Source organism: Methylobacterium sp. J-043 (assembly GCF_022829505.1).
Lineage (GTDB): Bacteria > Pseudomonadota > Alphaproteobacteria > Rhizobiales > Beijerinckiaceae > Methylobacterium > Methylobacterium extorquens_A.
This window is the reverse complement of sequence record NZ_JAKSYB010000045.1, coordinates 247,094-261,127: the sequence shown is the minus strand read 5'-3', so window position 1 is coordinate 261,127 and position 14,034 is coordinate 247,094. Positions and strand designations below refer to the sequence as shown.

Below are 14,034 nucleotides of genomic sequence, written 5' to 3'. Positions count from 1 at the left end.
GGCCGACCGGCTGACGCCTCGATGGAATTTTGTGGAGGGTGCGTGGCCGTTGCGGGGCTCCGTGCGTTGTCGGGCGATGAGCCCCACCGGGACGCGACCCGCCATGATGAACCGTACGCTTTTCCTCCTCGCTGCCTTCTCCCTCGGCCTCGTCTGCGGCACAGCGCAGGCCGAGGACGGACCGCCGAAGCTCGACGTCGAATCGACCTGCCAATCGGCACAGCGGGTGCAGAAGACGCTCAGCGACAACGCCAATGCCGATGCCTGCCTTAATTCCGAGCGCGGCGCCGAGCGGGATCTTAAGGAGCGCTGGAGCCAGTTTCCGGCTCCGGCCAAGACGCAGTGCTCGCAGCAATTCCAGGCGGGCGGCTTCCCGTCCTACGTGGAACTGCTGACTTGCCTCGAATTGGCGAGCGGCACGGTCCCGTCGGAGCCCGCCCTCGACTCGACGGCCAAGTCCGATGTCGGCGGTGGGACGAGCGGCGGCAGGAAGGGAGGGAGCGCACTCACCCGTGAACCTGCGCCCACCCAGCGCACCAATCCGATCGAGGTGCTCGAGGGCAAGTAGCCGACAGTTCATCCGTAGGGACGTTCTCGGCTTGCGAAAGAGCGATTCATCGCTTTCGGGTCGTGCAGACAAGCAAAGGAGGCGTCGCCGGAGCGAAGGTGAACGGGCGGTTTCGGAGGAGAGTCTTCCGGTCAAGCCCCTCACCTTCGGCTGCCGCCTCGCCACGCTCCCCGACGAGGGGGAGACGTGGCCCACTCTCCGCGTGCGGGGAGAGGGGAGCCGGGGGCTTCCAAAGAGATCAACCGGAACCCGCATGACGCCGAACCGGAATCCGCTTCGGCGTCGAAGGCTCAGCGCAGGGTCGGCGCGCCCGCCTCGTCGATGGTGACGGGGAGCCAAGGGGACGGCGCGGCGGTGATCGCGGCCGGCTCGGCACCGGCGGTGCGGCTCTGATGCAATTCGAGCAGTTCGGGGGCTGGACGCGTATCGTCCTCGGTGAGGAAAAGGCCAAGCGCCTTCGAGCCGAGGCCGAGGCGGGTGCTGCTGGTGAACACGCTCTGGAGCGGGCTCGTCAGCAGAGCGAGGGCGACCGGCGCCATCCACAAGGCGAGCCAGGAACTTCCGAAGGCGAGCAGCACCGCGAGCGCCCCACCCGCCGCGACCGCGTCGCTCTGGAGGCGGAACGCCTCTCGCCATGGCACGCTGCGGTCGTCGCGCGATTGCGTGTCCCAGCGAACCACCCGCCCGAACAGCGTCGTCAGCACGGCGCCCGCCGCGAACAGCGCCATCACCGGCCAGAGCAGCACCCAGATCGCCTGTTCGAGCGCGGCGCTCACGAGCAGCGAGCGGGTGCCGCCGAAATCCGTCCGGCGCCGGGCCGAGGCGAGGACGTAGCCGAGGCTCAGGAGCTTCGGCAGCGCCATCACGGCGATGACGACGGCGGCGAGCGCGAAGGCCGCCGCGTGGCCGCCGTCGAGGCCGTAGCCGATCAGCCCGAGTTCACCCGAGCGCACCGCCTGCCACGTGCCGAGCGCCAGGAAGGCGATCCAGAGCGGGTAGACGCAGTAGCCGAGGATGCCGACGCCGAGATGCCAGCGGCTCGCGCCGAGCAGTCCCTTCATCGGCAGCACGCGGATGTGCTGAAGGTTGCCCTGGCACCAGCGCCGCTCGCGCCCGAGCAGGTCGATGAGGTTGGTCGGCATCTCCTCCCAGGTGCCGCCCATCTCCGGCAGCAGGCGCACCTCCCAGCCGGCGCGGCGCAGCAGCGCCCCCTCGACGATGTCGTGGCAGAGGATCTCGCCGCCCAGCGGCGGCTTGCCGGAGAGGACCGGGAGTTCGGCGTTGTTGGCGAACGCCTCGATGCGCAGGATCGCGTTGTGGCCCCAGTAGGAGCCGTCCGGCCCCTGCCACGTCTCGAGGCAGCGCAGCGAGAGCGGCGCGTAGAGGCGCACGGCGAATTGCTGGATGCGCGCAAATAGCGTGTCGCGGCCGGCGGCGTAGGAGACGGTCTGGATCAGGCCGGTGCGCGGGTTCTCCTCCATTAGCCGGGCGAGGCGGCGCATGGCGGCGCCGGTCATCAGGCTATCGGCATCGAGCACGATCATGAAATCGTATTCGTGCCCGTAGGTGGCGCAGAACTCGGCGATGTTGCCTGCCTTGCGGCCGGAATTGTCGGCGCGGCGGCGGTAGCGGATGCGCGGCATGCCGCGGCCCTCGCGCCGGCTCCAGGCCTGGATGCGAGCGAACTCGTGCTCCTCGACCGCGCTGATCGCACCCTCGCGGGTATCGGAGAGGACGAAGATGTCGATGTCCGAGCCATCCCCGCCCTCGCGCTGGAGCGAGCGGGCCATGACCCGGATCGCCGAGAACACCGCGAGCGGATCCTCGGCATGGATTGCCACCACCGCGGCCGTTCGGCTGAGGCCGGTGGGACGGGTCGAGATCGTCGCGGCCCGGCGCTCCAGCGCGGACAGGGCGCGATCGCCCATCAGCGTGGCGATGAGGCCGTAGAGATACTGCCACGCGGTGAAGGACTGCCACGCCATCAGCACGACGAAGAGCCCGAGTACGGCGCGCCCGAGCCACGTTTCCGGCACGCCGTAGGCTGCGAGCGCCAGGGCGGCGATGCTGGCGGCGATGGCCAGTGTCGGCCCGGCCAGCGCGAGGCGGCGCAGGCGGAACGAGGCCGGCGGCGGCACGGGGCCCGCGCCCCTCGGGCGGGCTCCACCCCCGGCCCCCGTCTCGACGGAGCGTTCAGCCTGCGGCAAGTCTGGGCTGGACATGATCGGCGTCGACACTCGCGGGAGGGATGAACGGATGGCAGGACCATCGGACGCGGACAACGCGGCGCCCGAAGAAATCGACGTTTCGCGGCGCGCCATCGTCCGTGGCGCTTGTCAAAGTGCTCTTGCCGGTTCGGCCGGCTTGGGGATTTTTGGCCTTTTCGACCTGAATGCCGCCCGAACGATGGCTCAGCCGTTGAAAAACGCACCAACTGACACGCATCCGGTCACCTTCGAGGCCGTGGCGGAACGGGCCGAGCGGCTGGCGGCGCAGGTTTATGCTCCGCAGAGCAGCCCGTTGCCGCCTGAGCTGGCCGCGCTCGACTACGACGCCTTCCAGGCGATCCGCGTCCGGCCCCAGGCGACGGTCGCGCTCGGGCCCCGCTTCTCGATGCAGCCGTTCCACCGCGGCAACCTACACGCCAAGCGGGTGGAAATCGTCCTGCAATCACCCCAGGGCGTGCGCCCCTTCGGCTACGATCCGGACCTGTTCGATCTCGGGCCGGCCTTGCAGGGCCGGCGCTATCCGGCCTCGCTCGGCTATGCGGGCTTTCGCATCGCCCACGGCTTCGACGCGAGCCGGCCGCAGGCCCACGAGGAGTTTCTTGTCTTCCTCGGGGCCTCCTACTTCCGCATCCGCGGCCGGGGGCAGATCTACGGCCTCTCGGCCCGTGGCATTGCCGTGAACACGGGATTGCCGCAGGGCGAGGAGTTTCCCGATTTCACGGGCTTCTGGATCGAGGAGCCGCAGGGCGACGCGGCGTCGATCACGATCCTGGCGCTGCTCGACGGTCCGAGCCTGACCGGCGCTTATCGCTTCGCCGTCACGCCGGGCGATCCGTCCGCCGTTGCGGTCGAAGCCGCCCTGTTCCCGCGCCGGCCGATCGCGGCGCTGGGTCTGGCGCCGCTCACCAGCATGTTCCTGTTCGGCGAGAACGGGCCGGGCGTGCACGGCGCCGAACCGTTCGACGATTTCCGCCCCCAGGTGCACGATTCGGACGGGCTCGCGGTGCAGGCGCCCGGCGACCGGCTGTGGCGGCCCCTCGTCAACGGCCGGCCGGCGCCGCAGATTTCGTCCTTCCGCGCCGCCCCGCTCGAAGGGTTCGGGCTTCTTCAGCGGGAACGCCACTTCGCCGCCTATCTCGACGTGCAGGCGCAGCACGAGGATCGGCCCGGCCTGTGGGTGACGCCGCAGGACGGCTTCGGCGCGGGCGCGGTGCGGCTGTTCGAGATCCCCTCACGCACGGAGGCGACCGACAACATCGTCGCCGCCTTCGTACCGGAGGCGCCCGCGGAGGCGGGCAAGTCGCTGCGGCTCGCCTATTCCCTCGTCACGGTCGGCGCCGAGCCGGCGCTCGCGCCGCCGCTCGCCCGCGTGGTCTCGACCCGCGTCGGTTCGGCCGAGCGGCTGCGCCCGACCGATCCGCCCTCGCCGCGGCGGCGCCTCTACGCCATCGACTTCGAGGGGCCGGGCCTGCCCGACGACCCGAAGGCGGACATCGACGTGGCGCTCTCGGCGAGCGCGGGCGCGCTGGTCGAGCCCTATGCCGAGCGGGTGCCGCAGACCGGTGGATGGCGCCTCTACGTCGAGTTCCGGCCGCCCGATTCGTGGCCCTCAGGCGACGTCGTCCTGCGCGCCCGCCTCTCGCATGCGGGACGCGTCATCACCGAGACCTGGGACGCCATCGCCTGACGCGGATGAACTGGCAGGGTCGCCGGCCGTTAACGGGGCACCAGCACGTCCGAACCCGGAGTCACGGATGCGTCCCACCTTGTCCAGCGTCCCGCGATCCGCGCTCGCTGCCCTCGCCCTCTTACTCGCGGCTGCCCCGCTCCCGGCTCGCGCCGAGGCGCCGCCCTCCGGGCCGGCGGCCGCCCGCTTCATCGAACAGCCCGAGGCGGGCACGATGCGCGGCTCGAAGGTGATCGGCGTCGGCGTGGTCGGCGCGGACCACGTCCGGGTCGGGAAGATCGAAGACGTGCTCGTGGACGGTACCGGCCGCATCCAGGCGGTGGTGATCGGCGTCGGCGGCTTCCTCGGCGTCGGCGAGAAATACGTCGCGGTGCCCTTCGATCAGCTTGCCTGGAACTTCGGTGACGTCTCGTTGACCAGTGGCGCCTCCTCCGTGGTGACGCCCGACAACGCGCCGAGCGAGAAGGCGGCCGACAGGGCCACTGCCGAGACGATGCCGGGCGCGAAGGTGTCCCCCGAGGTGCTGGGCGCCATGCAGAACCAGCAGAGTGGCCGCGTCACCGATGCGACCGGTTCGGTCGAGCCGCAGCGGCCGAGTGCGACGCCCGCGACGGTGCTCGTGGGCCAGGATCTGATCCACGCCGAGGTGCGCCTGACCAAGGCACAGCTCAATGAGGCGCCGGCCTTCCAGTTCGAGAAGGCGAAACAGTAATCGCCCTGCCCAAACGGTCTCAACCCTTGGAGTTTGCGTATCATGAGACACGCCGCCTTCGCCCTGACGGTCTGGCTCACCGGACTTCAGGCGGCCCTCGCCCAGGCGACCAACCCTGCCCCGCCGATTCCGGAATCGGGGCCGTCCGGCTCCAGCTCGGGCGCAGCGACGGCCGCGGCGACCGATTTCAACTGGGTCTGGGTCAGCGTCGTGATCGCGCTGGCGGTGCTGGCCCTGTGGATGTTCGCCCGTAGGCGGCAATCCGGGCCGCCGCGGTAAAGACGATCGGCCACGCGTATTTCTCCACCCCTTCTCCCTCACCCTGAGGTAGCGGCGCGCAGCGTCGCCCTCGAAGGATCCTCCGGCAGCCGCGCAACTCCCTGGACGATCCTTCGAGGCCGCTGCGCGGCACCTTAGGACGAGGCGGTGTATCGGAGGGAGACGAATCAGCCCTTCTTCGCGCTCGGGAAGAACAGCGGCTCGCCGTTGATCTTGTAATCGGCAATGGCCCGCTGTCCCTCGGGCGAGACCAGCCAATCGATGAAGGCCTGGCCCTCCTTCACCTTCACGGTCGGGTGCTTCTCCGGATTCACCAGCATCACGCCGTAGGGATTGAACAGACGCTTGTCGCCCTCGACGAGAATGGTTAGGTCGCCCCGGTTCTTGAACGAGAGCCACGTGCCGCGATCGGCCAGTATATAGGCGCCGAGCGACGAGGCGGTGTTAAGCGCCGGACCCATGCCCTGTCCGACATCGCGATACCAATCGCCGCGCACCGCCGGGAGATCGATGCCGGCCTCCTTCCAGCTTCGCAGCTCGGCGCTGTGGGTGCCGGAGCGGTCGCCGCGCGAGACGAAGGGCACTTGCCCCGCCGCGATGGCCTTGAAGGCGTCGTCCACCCCCTTGCCGCGGATGCCCGCCGGGTCGGCCTTCGGGCCGATCAGCACGAAGTCGTTGTACATCACGTCCTGCCGCGCCTTGGCGAAGCCCTCGGCGACAAACTTGTCCTCGGCCGGGCGGTCGTGGACGAGCACGACGTCGGCGTCGCCCCTTCGCGCCGCGTCGAGGGCTTGGCCGGTGCCGAGCGCCACCACCTTCACCTCGATCCCGCTCTTCTGCTTGAACAGCGGCAGGATGTGCTTGAACAGGCCCGATTGCTCGGTCGAGGTCGTGGAGGCGACGACGATCGAGGCCGGCTCGGCGCAGACCGGCGAGACGGCGCCGAGGGCGGCAAGGAGCGAGACGGTCAGGAAGCTGCGGCGAAGGAGGTCCAAGGCAGTTCTCCGGTGAGATAGGCCCGCGCCTCGTCGGTGCGGGGTGAGAAGAGGACGGATCGGGTCGGGCCCCGCTCCACGGCGCGTCCGGCGGCGAGCACCACGGTCTCGTCGGCGAGCCGGGCGACCTGCCCGAGATTGTGCGAGACGAGGAGCACGGTGGTACCAGCCTGCGCCATCTCGGTGATCAGTCTCTCGATGGTCTCGGTGGCCGCCGGGTCGAGGCTCGCTGTGGGCTCGTCGAGGAGCAGGAGGTTGGGCCGCATCGCCCAGGCACGGGCGAGCGCAAGGCGCTGCTGCTCGCCGCCCGAGAATCGCGTCGCCGCGTCACGCGCCCGCGCCGCCAGGCCGACGCGGGCCAGCGCTGCCTCGATCCGCTCGGCGCGCTCCCGGCGGGGCAGCTTCAGCGCAACCAGCCCGAGGGCGACGTTGGCAGCCGCACTCGCCCGCACCAGAGCGGGGCGCTGGAACACGAAGGCGCGGCGGCCCGGCGTGAGGCGCACCGTGCCGGCATCCGGCTGCAACAGGCCGTCGATCACCCGCAGGGTGACGGTCTTGCCGGCTCCGTTGGGGCCAATCAGGGCCGTGATGCCGGGCGCGGCGATGTCGAGGTCGAGACGGTCGAGGATCGGCCGCCCGCCGAGCGTCAGGCTGACGCCGTCGAGATGGATGGCGGGGGCGGCGCTCATCCGTAGGCCTTCGCCACCTGGTTGCGCAGGAGCGCGGCGCCAGCGTTTACGGCCAGCACGAGGCTCATCAGCACGAGGCCGAGCGCCATGGCGAGGCTGAGGTCGCCCTTCTGCGTCTCCAAAGAGATTGCCGTCGTCATGGTGCGGGTATGCCCGTCGATGTTACCGCCGACGACGAGCACCGCGCCGATTTCCGAGATTGCCCGGCCGAAGGCGGCCAGCGCCGCCGTGACCAGCGAGAACCGCGCGTCATAGATCAGCACCCCCGCCCGCCGCGGTGCGGAGAGGCGCAGCGAGCGCAGCTGCTCGCCCAGATGCGCTTCGGCGTCGGCGATGACCTGCCGCGTCAGCGCCACGACGAGCGGGGTCGCCAGCACCGCCTGCGCCGCCACCATCGCGGCGGGGGTGAAGAGCAGGCCGAACGCCCCGAAGGGCCCCGACCGGGAGAGGGCGAGATACAGGATCAGTCCGACGATCACCGGCGGCAGGCCCATGAACGTGTTGAGAAGCCCGACCACGGCGCCGCGCCCCGGAAACCGCGCCACTGCGATCAGGCTCCCGAGCGGAACGCCGAGCACGAGCCCGATGCCGACCGCCGTGAGGCTGACGCGCAGGGACAGCCACGCGATCGCCAGGACATCCCGGTCGAGCGTCCACAGGCGTGAGAACGTCTCCTGAAAGGTTTGGCTCAAGGGGCTCGGCTCGAAGGGATCCGCTCATCCGTAACCGGGGGTGCGCCTGAGGCGCGTCCGGGGCTGCGCGGGGCAAGTCGGGATGATACGCCAGCGCACGCAAGATCAATAGGAAAGGCCTTGCATATGGATGTCGAGGATGAGCCGGCCCTGTCGCGGGTCGTCTCCGGGTGGGATGGGCTCGGCGTCCGCCTTCACGTCGAGGGCCACTGCGAGGGCGCGTCCGACTTCGCGCTCCGCGGCGCGCACCTGCTCCTCGACGCGCTCGGCCGGACCGGCTCGCTCCAGGGGGCGGCCGAGGCGCTCTCGATCTCCTATCGCTCGGCCTGGGGGCAGCTCGACGCGCTGGAACAAGCACTCGGCCAGCCGGTCGTAGTGAAGACCAAGGGGCATGGCAGCAGCCTCACGCCGCTCGGGGTCGCACTGCTGACGTTGCTACAGGCGTCGCAGACCCGCCTCGCCCCTGCGCTCGCGGCGGAGGAGATGGCGCTGACGGAGGGCCTGCGGCGGCTTCTGGAGCCGGCCGATGCGCGCATCCGCGTAGCTGCAAGCCACGACCCGCTGCTGCTGGAGGCGGTCGAGGCGCGGCGGGAGATCGACCTCATGGTCGCCGGCAGCCTCGACGCCCTGGCGCGGCTGCGCGAGCGGGCGGTGGATGCCGCGGGCTTCCACTACGGCTCGGACGGCCCGCCGCCCGCATCCTTCGGGGCCGTGTTCGACCGCCGCGATCTCGTCGTCGTCCCGCTGTTCCGCCGGGAACAGGGCCTGATGCTGGCCGCCGGCAACCCGCTCGAATTGGGAGGTGTCGCCGACATCGCCGCGCGGCGGGCGCGCTTCGTCAACCGCCAGCGGGGCGCCGGCACCCGCATCTGGTTCGAGCGGCTCTGTGCGGAGGCCGGCATCGACGTCGCGGGCATCGTCGGCCACCAGACCGAGGAGTTCACGCATCAGGCGGTGGCGGCCCTGATCGCCACTGGCGCGGCCGATGTCGGCATGGGCACCCGCGGCGTCGCCGAGCGCTTCGCTCTGGATTTCCGCCCCGTGGGTTGGGAGACGTATTTCCTCGCCATCCACGCGAGGATCGACGCGGAGCGGCTCGCGGCGTTTCGCGAGGAATTGCGCAGCCGTGCCGGACGGACACCCGGCTACGCGCCGCCCCTCTGATGTCTCAGGTGGAGGCGTGACCCCTCACCACAGAAGTCCGTGCGGATAATACGCCAGCAGATCGCCGGGGCTCACCCCAGTCGTGTCGTCGGGCAACTCCACGAGGCCGTCGCTCTCGGTGAGCGAGGTCAGCACGCCCGCTCCGTCGCGCGGAAACTTTCGTGCCTCCAGGCCGCCCTCGTCGTCACGGACGAGAGTGACGCGAACGAATTCGCGGCGGCCCGCCTTCTTGCGGTAGCTGAAGCCCGCCCGCACCGGCCAGGACAAGGGCGGCTCGTAACCTGCGCCGCCGAGCCGGGCGAGCAGGGGCCGCACCACGAAGAGCAGCGTGACATAGACCGCCACCGGATTGCCCGGCAGTCCCACGAAGGGCGTACCGGCGACCAGCCCCACCGCCACCGGACGGCCCGGCTTGATCGCGAGCCGCCAGAGCATCAGCCGGCCCTGCGCCTCGACGGCTTTCTTCACGTGATCCTCCTCGCCGGTCGAGACGCCGCCGGAGGTCAGGATCAGGTCGTGGTCCCGTGCCGCCTCGGCGAGGTGGGCCGGCAGGGTCGCGGGGTCGTCGCGCAGGATGCCGAGGTCGTCCACTGCGACGCCGAGCCGGGTCAGCAGGGTCACGAGCAGCACGCGGTTCGAATCGTGGATCGCGCCGGGGCGAAGGGGGGCGCCGGGCTCGGTCAGCTCGTCGCCGGTCGAGAAGACGGCGACCCGCAGCCGGCGGCGTACGGCAATCTGCGCGTGACCGGTCGCGGCGGCCAGCGCCAGATCCTGCGGGCGCAAGCGCTGCCCGGCGGGGATCGCGAGGCCGCCCGCCGCCAGATCTTCGCCCGCGGGCCGGGCATTGGCGCCAGGCTTCAGCCCCGGCGGCAGGACGACCCGCTCGCCCTCGCGGCGCACGTCCTCCTGCATGAAGACGGTCTCGGCGCCGGGCGGCATCGGCGCACCGGTGAAGATGCGGATCGCCGTGCCTGCGGGCAGCTCGCCGGCCGCCGCGCCGGCCGCGAGCCGGCCGCTGACCGGCAGGACGGTCTCGGCCCCTGCGGCGAGGTCGGCAAAGCGCACGGCGTAACCATCGACCGCCGCGTTGGCGAAGGGCGGCAGGTCGTGACCCGCAAAGACGTCCTCGGCGGCGATCCGCCCGTCGGCGAGGCCGAGCGGCACCGTCTCCGTGCCGGCGACCACGGGGAAGCGCTCGGCGATCAGCGCCACCGCCTCCTCGATCCGCATCGGCTTGCCCCCGAAGGCGAAGCAATCATCGGTGAGCTGTGCCATGGCTAAAGCTTCATCCCGAAAGGTGGCCACCGGCTTTCGGAAAAGACGATGCCAAAACAATAACCTAGAGCATCACCCTGGATCCGATATCCAGGACGATACTCTAGGGTCTTTCCAGCCGGGCGAGCACGGACTCGAGCGCCTCGGCGCGCGCGATCACGAGATCGGCGATGGCCTCGACGTCGTCGAGCCCGACCACCGGCACCGTCGCCTGCGGGAAGGGCGCGTCGCTGGCGATGCCGACGATGCGCGGGTCGTCTCCGTGCAGGGGCGGACGGCCGTTGGCCGCGCGGAACACCTCAAGCTTCGGATGCGCCTCGCGCTTGAAGCCTTCGACCAGGGCGAGACCGCTCGGTGTCAGCCGCCGCAGCAATTCGGGCAAGGTCGCTTCCGCACCCTCCTCGACCTCGCGGATCTGCGCCCAGCGCCGGGCGGAGGATACGATCACTTCGCTCGCCCCGGCCTGCCGGTGGACGAAAGAATCCTTGCCCGGATGATCGATGTCGAAGGCGTGGTGGGCATGCTTGAGGGTCGCGACCCGTACCCCGCGGGCGACGAGCACGGGGATGAGGCGGGCGAGCAGCGTGGTCTTGCCCGCTCCGCTCCAGCCGGCAAGGCCGATGATGCGCAGGTTGCTCACGATTCGCCTCCGCCGGGTTCGAACCCGAGTTCGTGGAGAGCCGCATCCGCCTCGGCGGTCCCGAGCAGCGCCAGGAAGGCTGCGAGCGCGGGCTTCTCGCAATCCGCCTTGCGGTAGGCGAAATCGTAATGCTCCTGCGCCAGCGGCAGGAAGCCGAGGCCGTAGGCCGTGGCGACGCTCGCGATCGCGACCCCCCAATCGGCCCGGCCCTGCGCCACCGCCGCCGCGACGGCGTTGTGCGAGCGCGGTTGGTTCCAGAAACCGGCCGGCCGGGCCGCGCCGATCAGGCCGTCCACGAGGAGCCGGGTGCCGGAGCCGGCATTGCGGTTGACCATCACCGCCTCCGCATCGGTCAGCGCCGCGCTCACCGCGTCGGCGGCGCTTCGGCCCTCGAAGCGGGCGTCACCCGTGCGGAACACCACGCCCTGGAGCCTGCGCCAACCGAGGGCGAGTGTCATGCCGGGTTCGAGGAAGGGGGCGTTGTAGCGGCCGGTCTCCGGGTCGCACAGGTGCATGGCGGCCAGATCGCACTCGCCGCGGCGCAGGGCCGCCAGTCCCCCGGCCGAACCGACCCACACGGTGCGGGCGCGAAAACCACGCGCGGCGAGCAGACCGACCACCCGGTCGAGCCCGATGCAGTGACTTCCGATGACCGTGAGGTCCGGCGGCCGCACGCCGGCCCCGAGACGCACCACCGAGACCGTTTCACCCGCTTCGACGCCCGAGCGCGCGGCGGGCACGGCGAAGAAGCCGTCGGCCTGGGAGAAGGCGGTGACGGAGCCGGAGCCTTTCGGCAGCGGCAGGGCGACCAGGCCGTCACGCGCTTGCGCAAGCGAGGCCATCACGAATTCGGTGCGGCCGAGTTCGGAGGTCAAACGCTGCGGCAGGCGGGCCGATACCGCTTCCTCCTCCCGCGGCGGCAGGCCGGCGAGGGCGCGCACCAGCGGCACCACGAATTCGTGGAAGGTGAACATCGCCGAGGTCGGGAAGCCCGGCAGCACCACCACCGCCTTGCCCTCGGCGACGGCGAGGCAGAGCGGCTTGCCGGGTTTCAGCGCGACGCCATGGACGAGGATGCCGGGCGGGCCGAGCCGCGACAGGATGCGGTGCGAGACATCGCCCGCGCCCTTCGAGGTGCCCCCGGAGAGCACGACGAGATCGCTCCGCGCCAGCGCATCGCGCAGGGCGACCCCGAGCGCCGCTTCGTCGTCAGGGACGATGCCGAGCGGCACCGGCACGCCGCCATTCTCGGCGACCGAGGCCGCGACGATGGCGCCGTTCGAATCGTAGATCGCGCCCGGTCGCAGTTCCGCCCCCGGGGCGACCAGTTCGTCGCCCGTCGAGAGCACGGCGACGCGGGGGCGGCGCACCACTGCGATCTCGGCGAGCCCGCATGCGGCGAGCATGCCGATCTCGCGGGCAGTCACCACCGCACCTTTTCGCAGGACGGTTTCGCCGGAGGCCATGTCGGCGCCGGCATAGCCGACGAACTGCCCCGGCCGGACCGGACCCGTCACGTCGATGGCCAGGTCGGCTTCGAAGAATTCGGTCTGCTCGACCATTACCACCGCGTCGGCCCCGCGCGGGATCATGCCGCCGGTGGCGATCGGCGTCGCGGTGCCGGCGGCGACGGGAAGCGTCGGGGCGACGCCGCAGGCCAGGATTTCGCGGTTGAGGGCGAGCCGGCGGGGCCGCGCCGCGTTGGCGCCCTCGGTATCGGCGGCGCGAAGCGCGAAGCCGTCCACCAGGGCGCGGTCGAACGGTGGCACGTCGATCGGCGAGGCGATGTCGTCGGCGAGCACCCGCCCGAGCGCCTGGGCCAGCGGCAAGGTCTCCGGCGGCAGTGCCACGTGCGGGACCGCCGCGCGGAAAGCGGCATGCGCGTCCTCGCGGCTCATCACCGTCAGGAACTGCTCCTGCCGGGCGGCCGCGGCGAAGCGCCGGGCGAAGTCCGTCTCGCGATCCGCGCTCACAGCGGCACCACCTCGACCACGCTGCCGGCCGGGTAACCCTCCCGCTCCGGCGGCACCAGCACGATTCCGTCTGCCTCGATCAATCGGCGCAGGGCAAGATCGGCCCCGCCGAGGGGTTCGACCTCCGACCCCTGGACGCGAACGAAGACGATCTCCGCAAGTCCGACGGTCGAAGTGATCTTGCGCGCGGTCGGCCCTGTCCGCGGGGCCGGTTCGACAGCGCCGGTCAGGGCCGCGATCAGCGGCCGACCGAGCGCCAGGAGAACCGCGAGTGCCGCATCGGGCCCGCCGGGTAGGAGCAGAACCGGGCGATCCCCGGCCTCGCCGATCCCCGCCGTCTCGCCGGGCCGCAGGGCGAGGCCATGCGCGATCACGCCGCCGGCTTGCGCCAAACCTTCGGCGCTGCGGTCGGTACGCCCGAAACCGCTGCCGCCGAGGACGAACACCGCATCCGCTCCCTCGGCCGCGATGGCGCGGGCGATCGGTTCGGGGTCAACCGGCACCGCCACGGTCTCGGTGAGGCCGCCCGCCCGCGCGATCACGGCGCCGAGAAGAGGCGACAGGAAGTCCGGCGCCCCCGTGACCACAAGGCGAATCCGGGCTTGCCGAATTGTGACCTCGAAAAACCCCGCGGCAGCAAGGCCGAGAAGGTGGCGGGGTGCGATCCGCTCGCCTGCCCTCAGGAGGGTGTCGCCTTCGGAAAAATCCTCGCCCTTAGCGCGGGTGCCCTCGCCCGGACCGACTTCCGCCACGGCGCTGCGGTGCTCCACCCCCTCGGCGGGCAGCACCGCGTCGGTGCCGGGCGGCAGGCGCTCGCCCGCTTCGACCCAAACAGGTGCGCGTGGCAGCAACACCGGTGCGTAGGGTGAGGCGCCGCCGACCTGCGCGGCGTCCACCGCGAAGCCGTCGCGCAGGGCGGTGAGCCCGGCCGGGATGTCGTGGGCGATCGTGAGCGATGTCGCGGCAACGTGCCCGGCCGCCCGATCCAGCGGCACCGATCGCGGCACGACCGGCTTGGCAAGGCGCAGCAGCAGGGCGAGCGCGTCGGCGAGCGGTGTCAGGGCGGCAGAGGGCGCGCGCATCACTCAGGCGTCCGCGCGCGCCGGCAATGCGGCGGGCCGAACGGCGAAGA

At 71.2% G+C, this 14,034-nt stretch carries 13 protein-coding genes; 5 read left to right on the top strand and 8 right to left on the bottom strand.

Going from position 1 to position 14,034, the window contains the following annotated elements:
* The first annotated feature begins 103 nt into the window (after positions 1–103).
* Complete coding sequence (locus tag MKK50_RS12615; protein ID WP_253371638.1) at positions 104–568, top strand: hypothetical protein; 465 nt, start codon at positions 104–106, stop codon at positions 566–568.
* A 290-nt stretch (positions 569–858) separates the two neighbouring features.
* On the opposite strand, the gene mdoH is transcribed toward MKK50_RS12615, so the two are convergent.
* Positions 859–2,790, bottom strand: a complete 1,932-nt coding sequence (gene mdoH / locus MKK50_RS12610; RefSeq protein WP_499022689.1) for a glucans biosynthesis glucosyltransferase MdoH — start codon at positions 2,788–2,790, stop codon at positions 859–861.
* Positions 2,791–2,824: 34 nt separating this feature from the next.
* On the opposite strand from mdoH, the gene MKK50_RS12605 reads away from it, so the two are divergent.
* The 3 genes from MKK50_RS12605 to MKK50_RS12595 all read left to right on the top strand — a co-directional run bounded on the left by MKK50_RS12605 (position 2,825) and on the right by MKK50_RS12595 (position 5,474).
* The gene (locus MKK50_RS12605; RefSeq protein ID WP_499022687.1) at positions 2,825–4,483 is read left to right on the top strand and encodes a glucan biosynthesis protein G; all 1,659 of its coding nucleotides are present in this window, start codon (positions 2,825–2,827) and stop codon (positions 4,481–4,483) included.
* A gap of 67 nt (positions 4,484–4,550) precedes the next feature.
* On the top strand, positions 4,551–5,195 hold the full coding sequence (locus MKK50_RS12600) for a PRC-barrel domain-containing protein (RefSeq protein WP_499022685.1): 645 nt from the start codon (positions 4,551–4,553) through the stop codon (positions 5,193–5,195).
* Positions 5,196–5,237: 42 nt separating this feature from the next.
* On the top strand, positions 5,238–5,474 hold the full coding sequence (locus MKK50_RS12595; protein WP_253371646.1) for a hypothetical protein: 237 nt from the start codon (positions 5,238–5,240) through the stop codon (positions 5,472–5,474).
* A gap of 167 nt (positions 5,475–5,641) precedes the next feature.
* Here MKK50_RS12595 and MKK50_RS12590 read toward each other — a convergent pair whose 3' ends face one another.
* The 3 genes from MKK50_RS12590 to MKK50_RS12580 are packed head-to-tail and all read right to left on the bottom strand — an operon-like array spanning position 5,642 to position 7,850.
* Positions 5,642–6,469: an ABC transporter substrate-binding protein gene (locus tag MKK50_RS12590; protein ID WP_499022684.1), complete on the bottom strand. Its 828-nt coding sequence runs from the start codon at positions 6,467–6,469 to the stop codon at positions 5,642–5,644.
* Positions 6,442–7,158, bottom strand: coding sequence for an ABC transporter ATP-binding protein (locus MKK50_RS12585; RefSeq protein ID WP_499022682.1), 717 nt, complete (start codon positions 7,156–7,158; stop codon positions 6,442–6,444). The genes MKK50_RS12590 and MKK50_RS12585 overlap by 28 nt, the downstream gene beginning before the upstream one ends.
* The gene (locus MKK50_RS12580; RefSeq protein WP_499022681.1) at positions 7,155–7,850 is read right to left on the bottom strand and encodes an ABC transporter permease; all 696 of its coding nucleotides are present in this window, start codon (positions 7,848–7,850) and stop codon (positions 7,155–7,157) included. The genes MKK50_RS12585 and MKK50_RS12580 overlap by 4 nt, the downstream gene beginning before the upstream one ends.
* A gap of 126 nt (positions 7,851–7,976) precedes the next feature.
* On the opposite strand from MKK50_RS12580, the gene MKK50_RS12575 reads away from it, so the two are divergent.
* A complete protein-coding gene (locus tag MKK50_RS12575; RefSeq protein ID WP_499022680.1) occupies positions 7,977–9,014 on the top strand; it encodes a substrate-binding domain-containing protein in 1,038 nt (345 codons plus the stop codon).
* A 24-nt stretch (positions 9,015–9,038) separates the two neighbouring features.
* Here the strand turns inward: MKK50_RS12575 and MKK50_RS12570 are convergent, their stop codons facing one another.
* The 4 genes from MKK50_RS12570 to MKK50_RS12555 form a co-directional block, all read right to left on the bottom strand.
* Positions 9,039–10,289 (bottom strand): molybdopterin molybdotransferase MoeA, encoded by a 1,251-nt coding sequence (locus MKK50_RS12570; protein ID WP_499022679.1) that lies wholly within the window; start codon positions 10,287–10,289, stop codon positions 9,039–9,041.
* 103 nt (positions 10,290–10,392) lie between these two features.
* Positions 10,393–10,929 carry a molybdopterin-guanine dinucleotide biosynthesis protein B gene (gene mobB / locus MKK50_RS12565; protein ID WP_499022677.1) on the bottom strand — a complete coding sequence of 179 codons (537 nt, stop codon included), beginning with the start codon at positions 10,927–10,929 and terminating at the stop codon, positions 10,393–10,395.
* A complete protein-coding gene (locus tag MKK50_RS12560; RefSeq protein ID WP_499022675.1) occupies positions 10,926–12,902 on the bottom strand; it encodes a molybdopterin biosynthesis protein in 1,977 nt (658 codons plus the stop codon). Before MKK50_RS12560 ends, mobB begins: the two co-directional genes overlap by 4 nt.
* Positions 12,899–13,984: a molybdopterin-binding protein gene (locus MKK50_RS12555; protein WP_499022674.1), complete on the bottom strand. Its 1,086-nt coding sequence runs from the start codon at positions 13,982–13,984 to the stop codon at positions 12,899–12,901. Before MKK50_RS12555 ends, MKK50_RS12560 begins: the two co-directional genes overlap by 4 nt.
* Between the last annotated feature and the right edge of the window lie 50 nt (positions 13,985–14,034).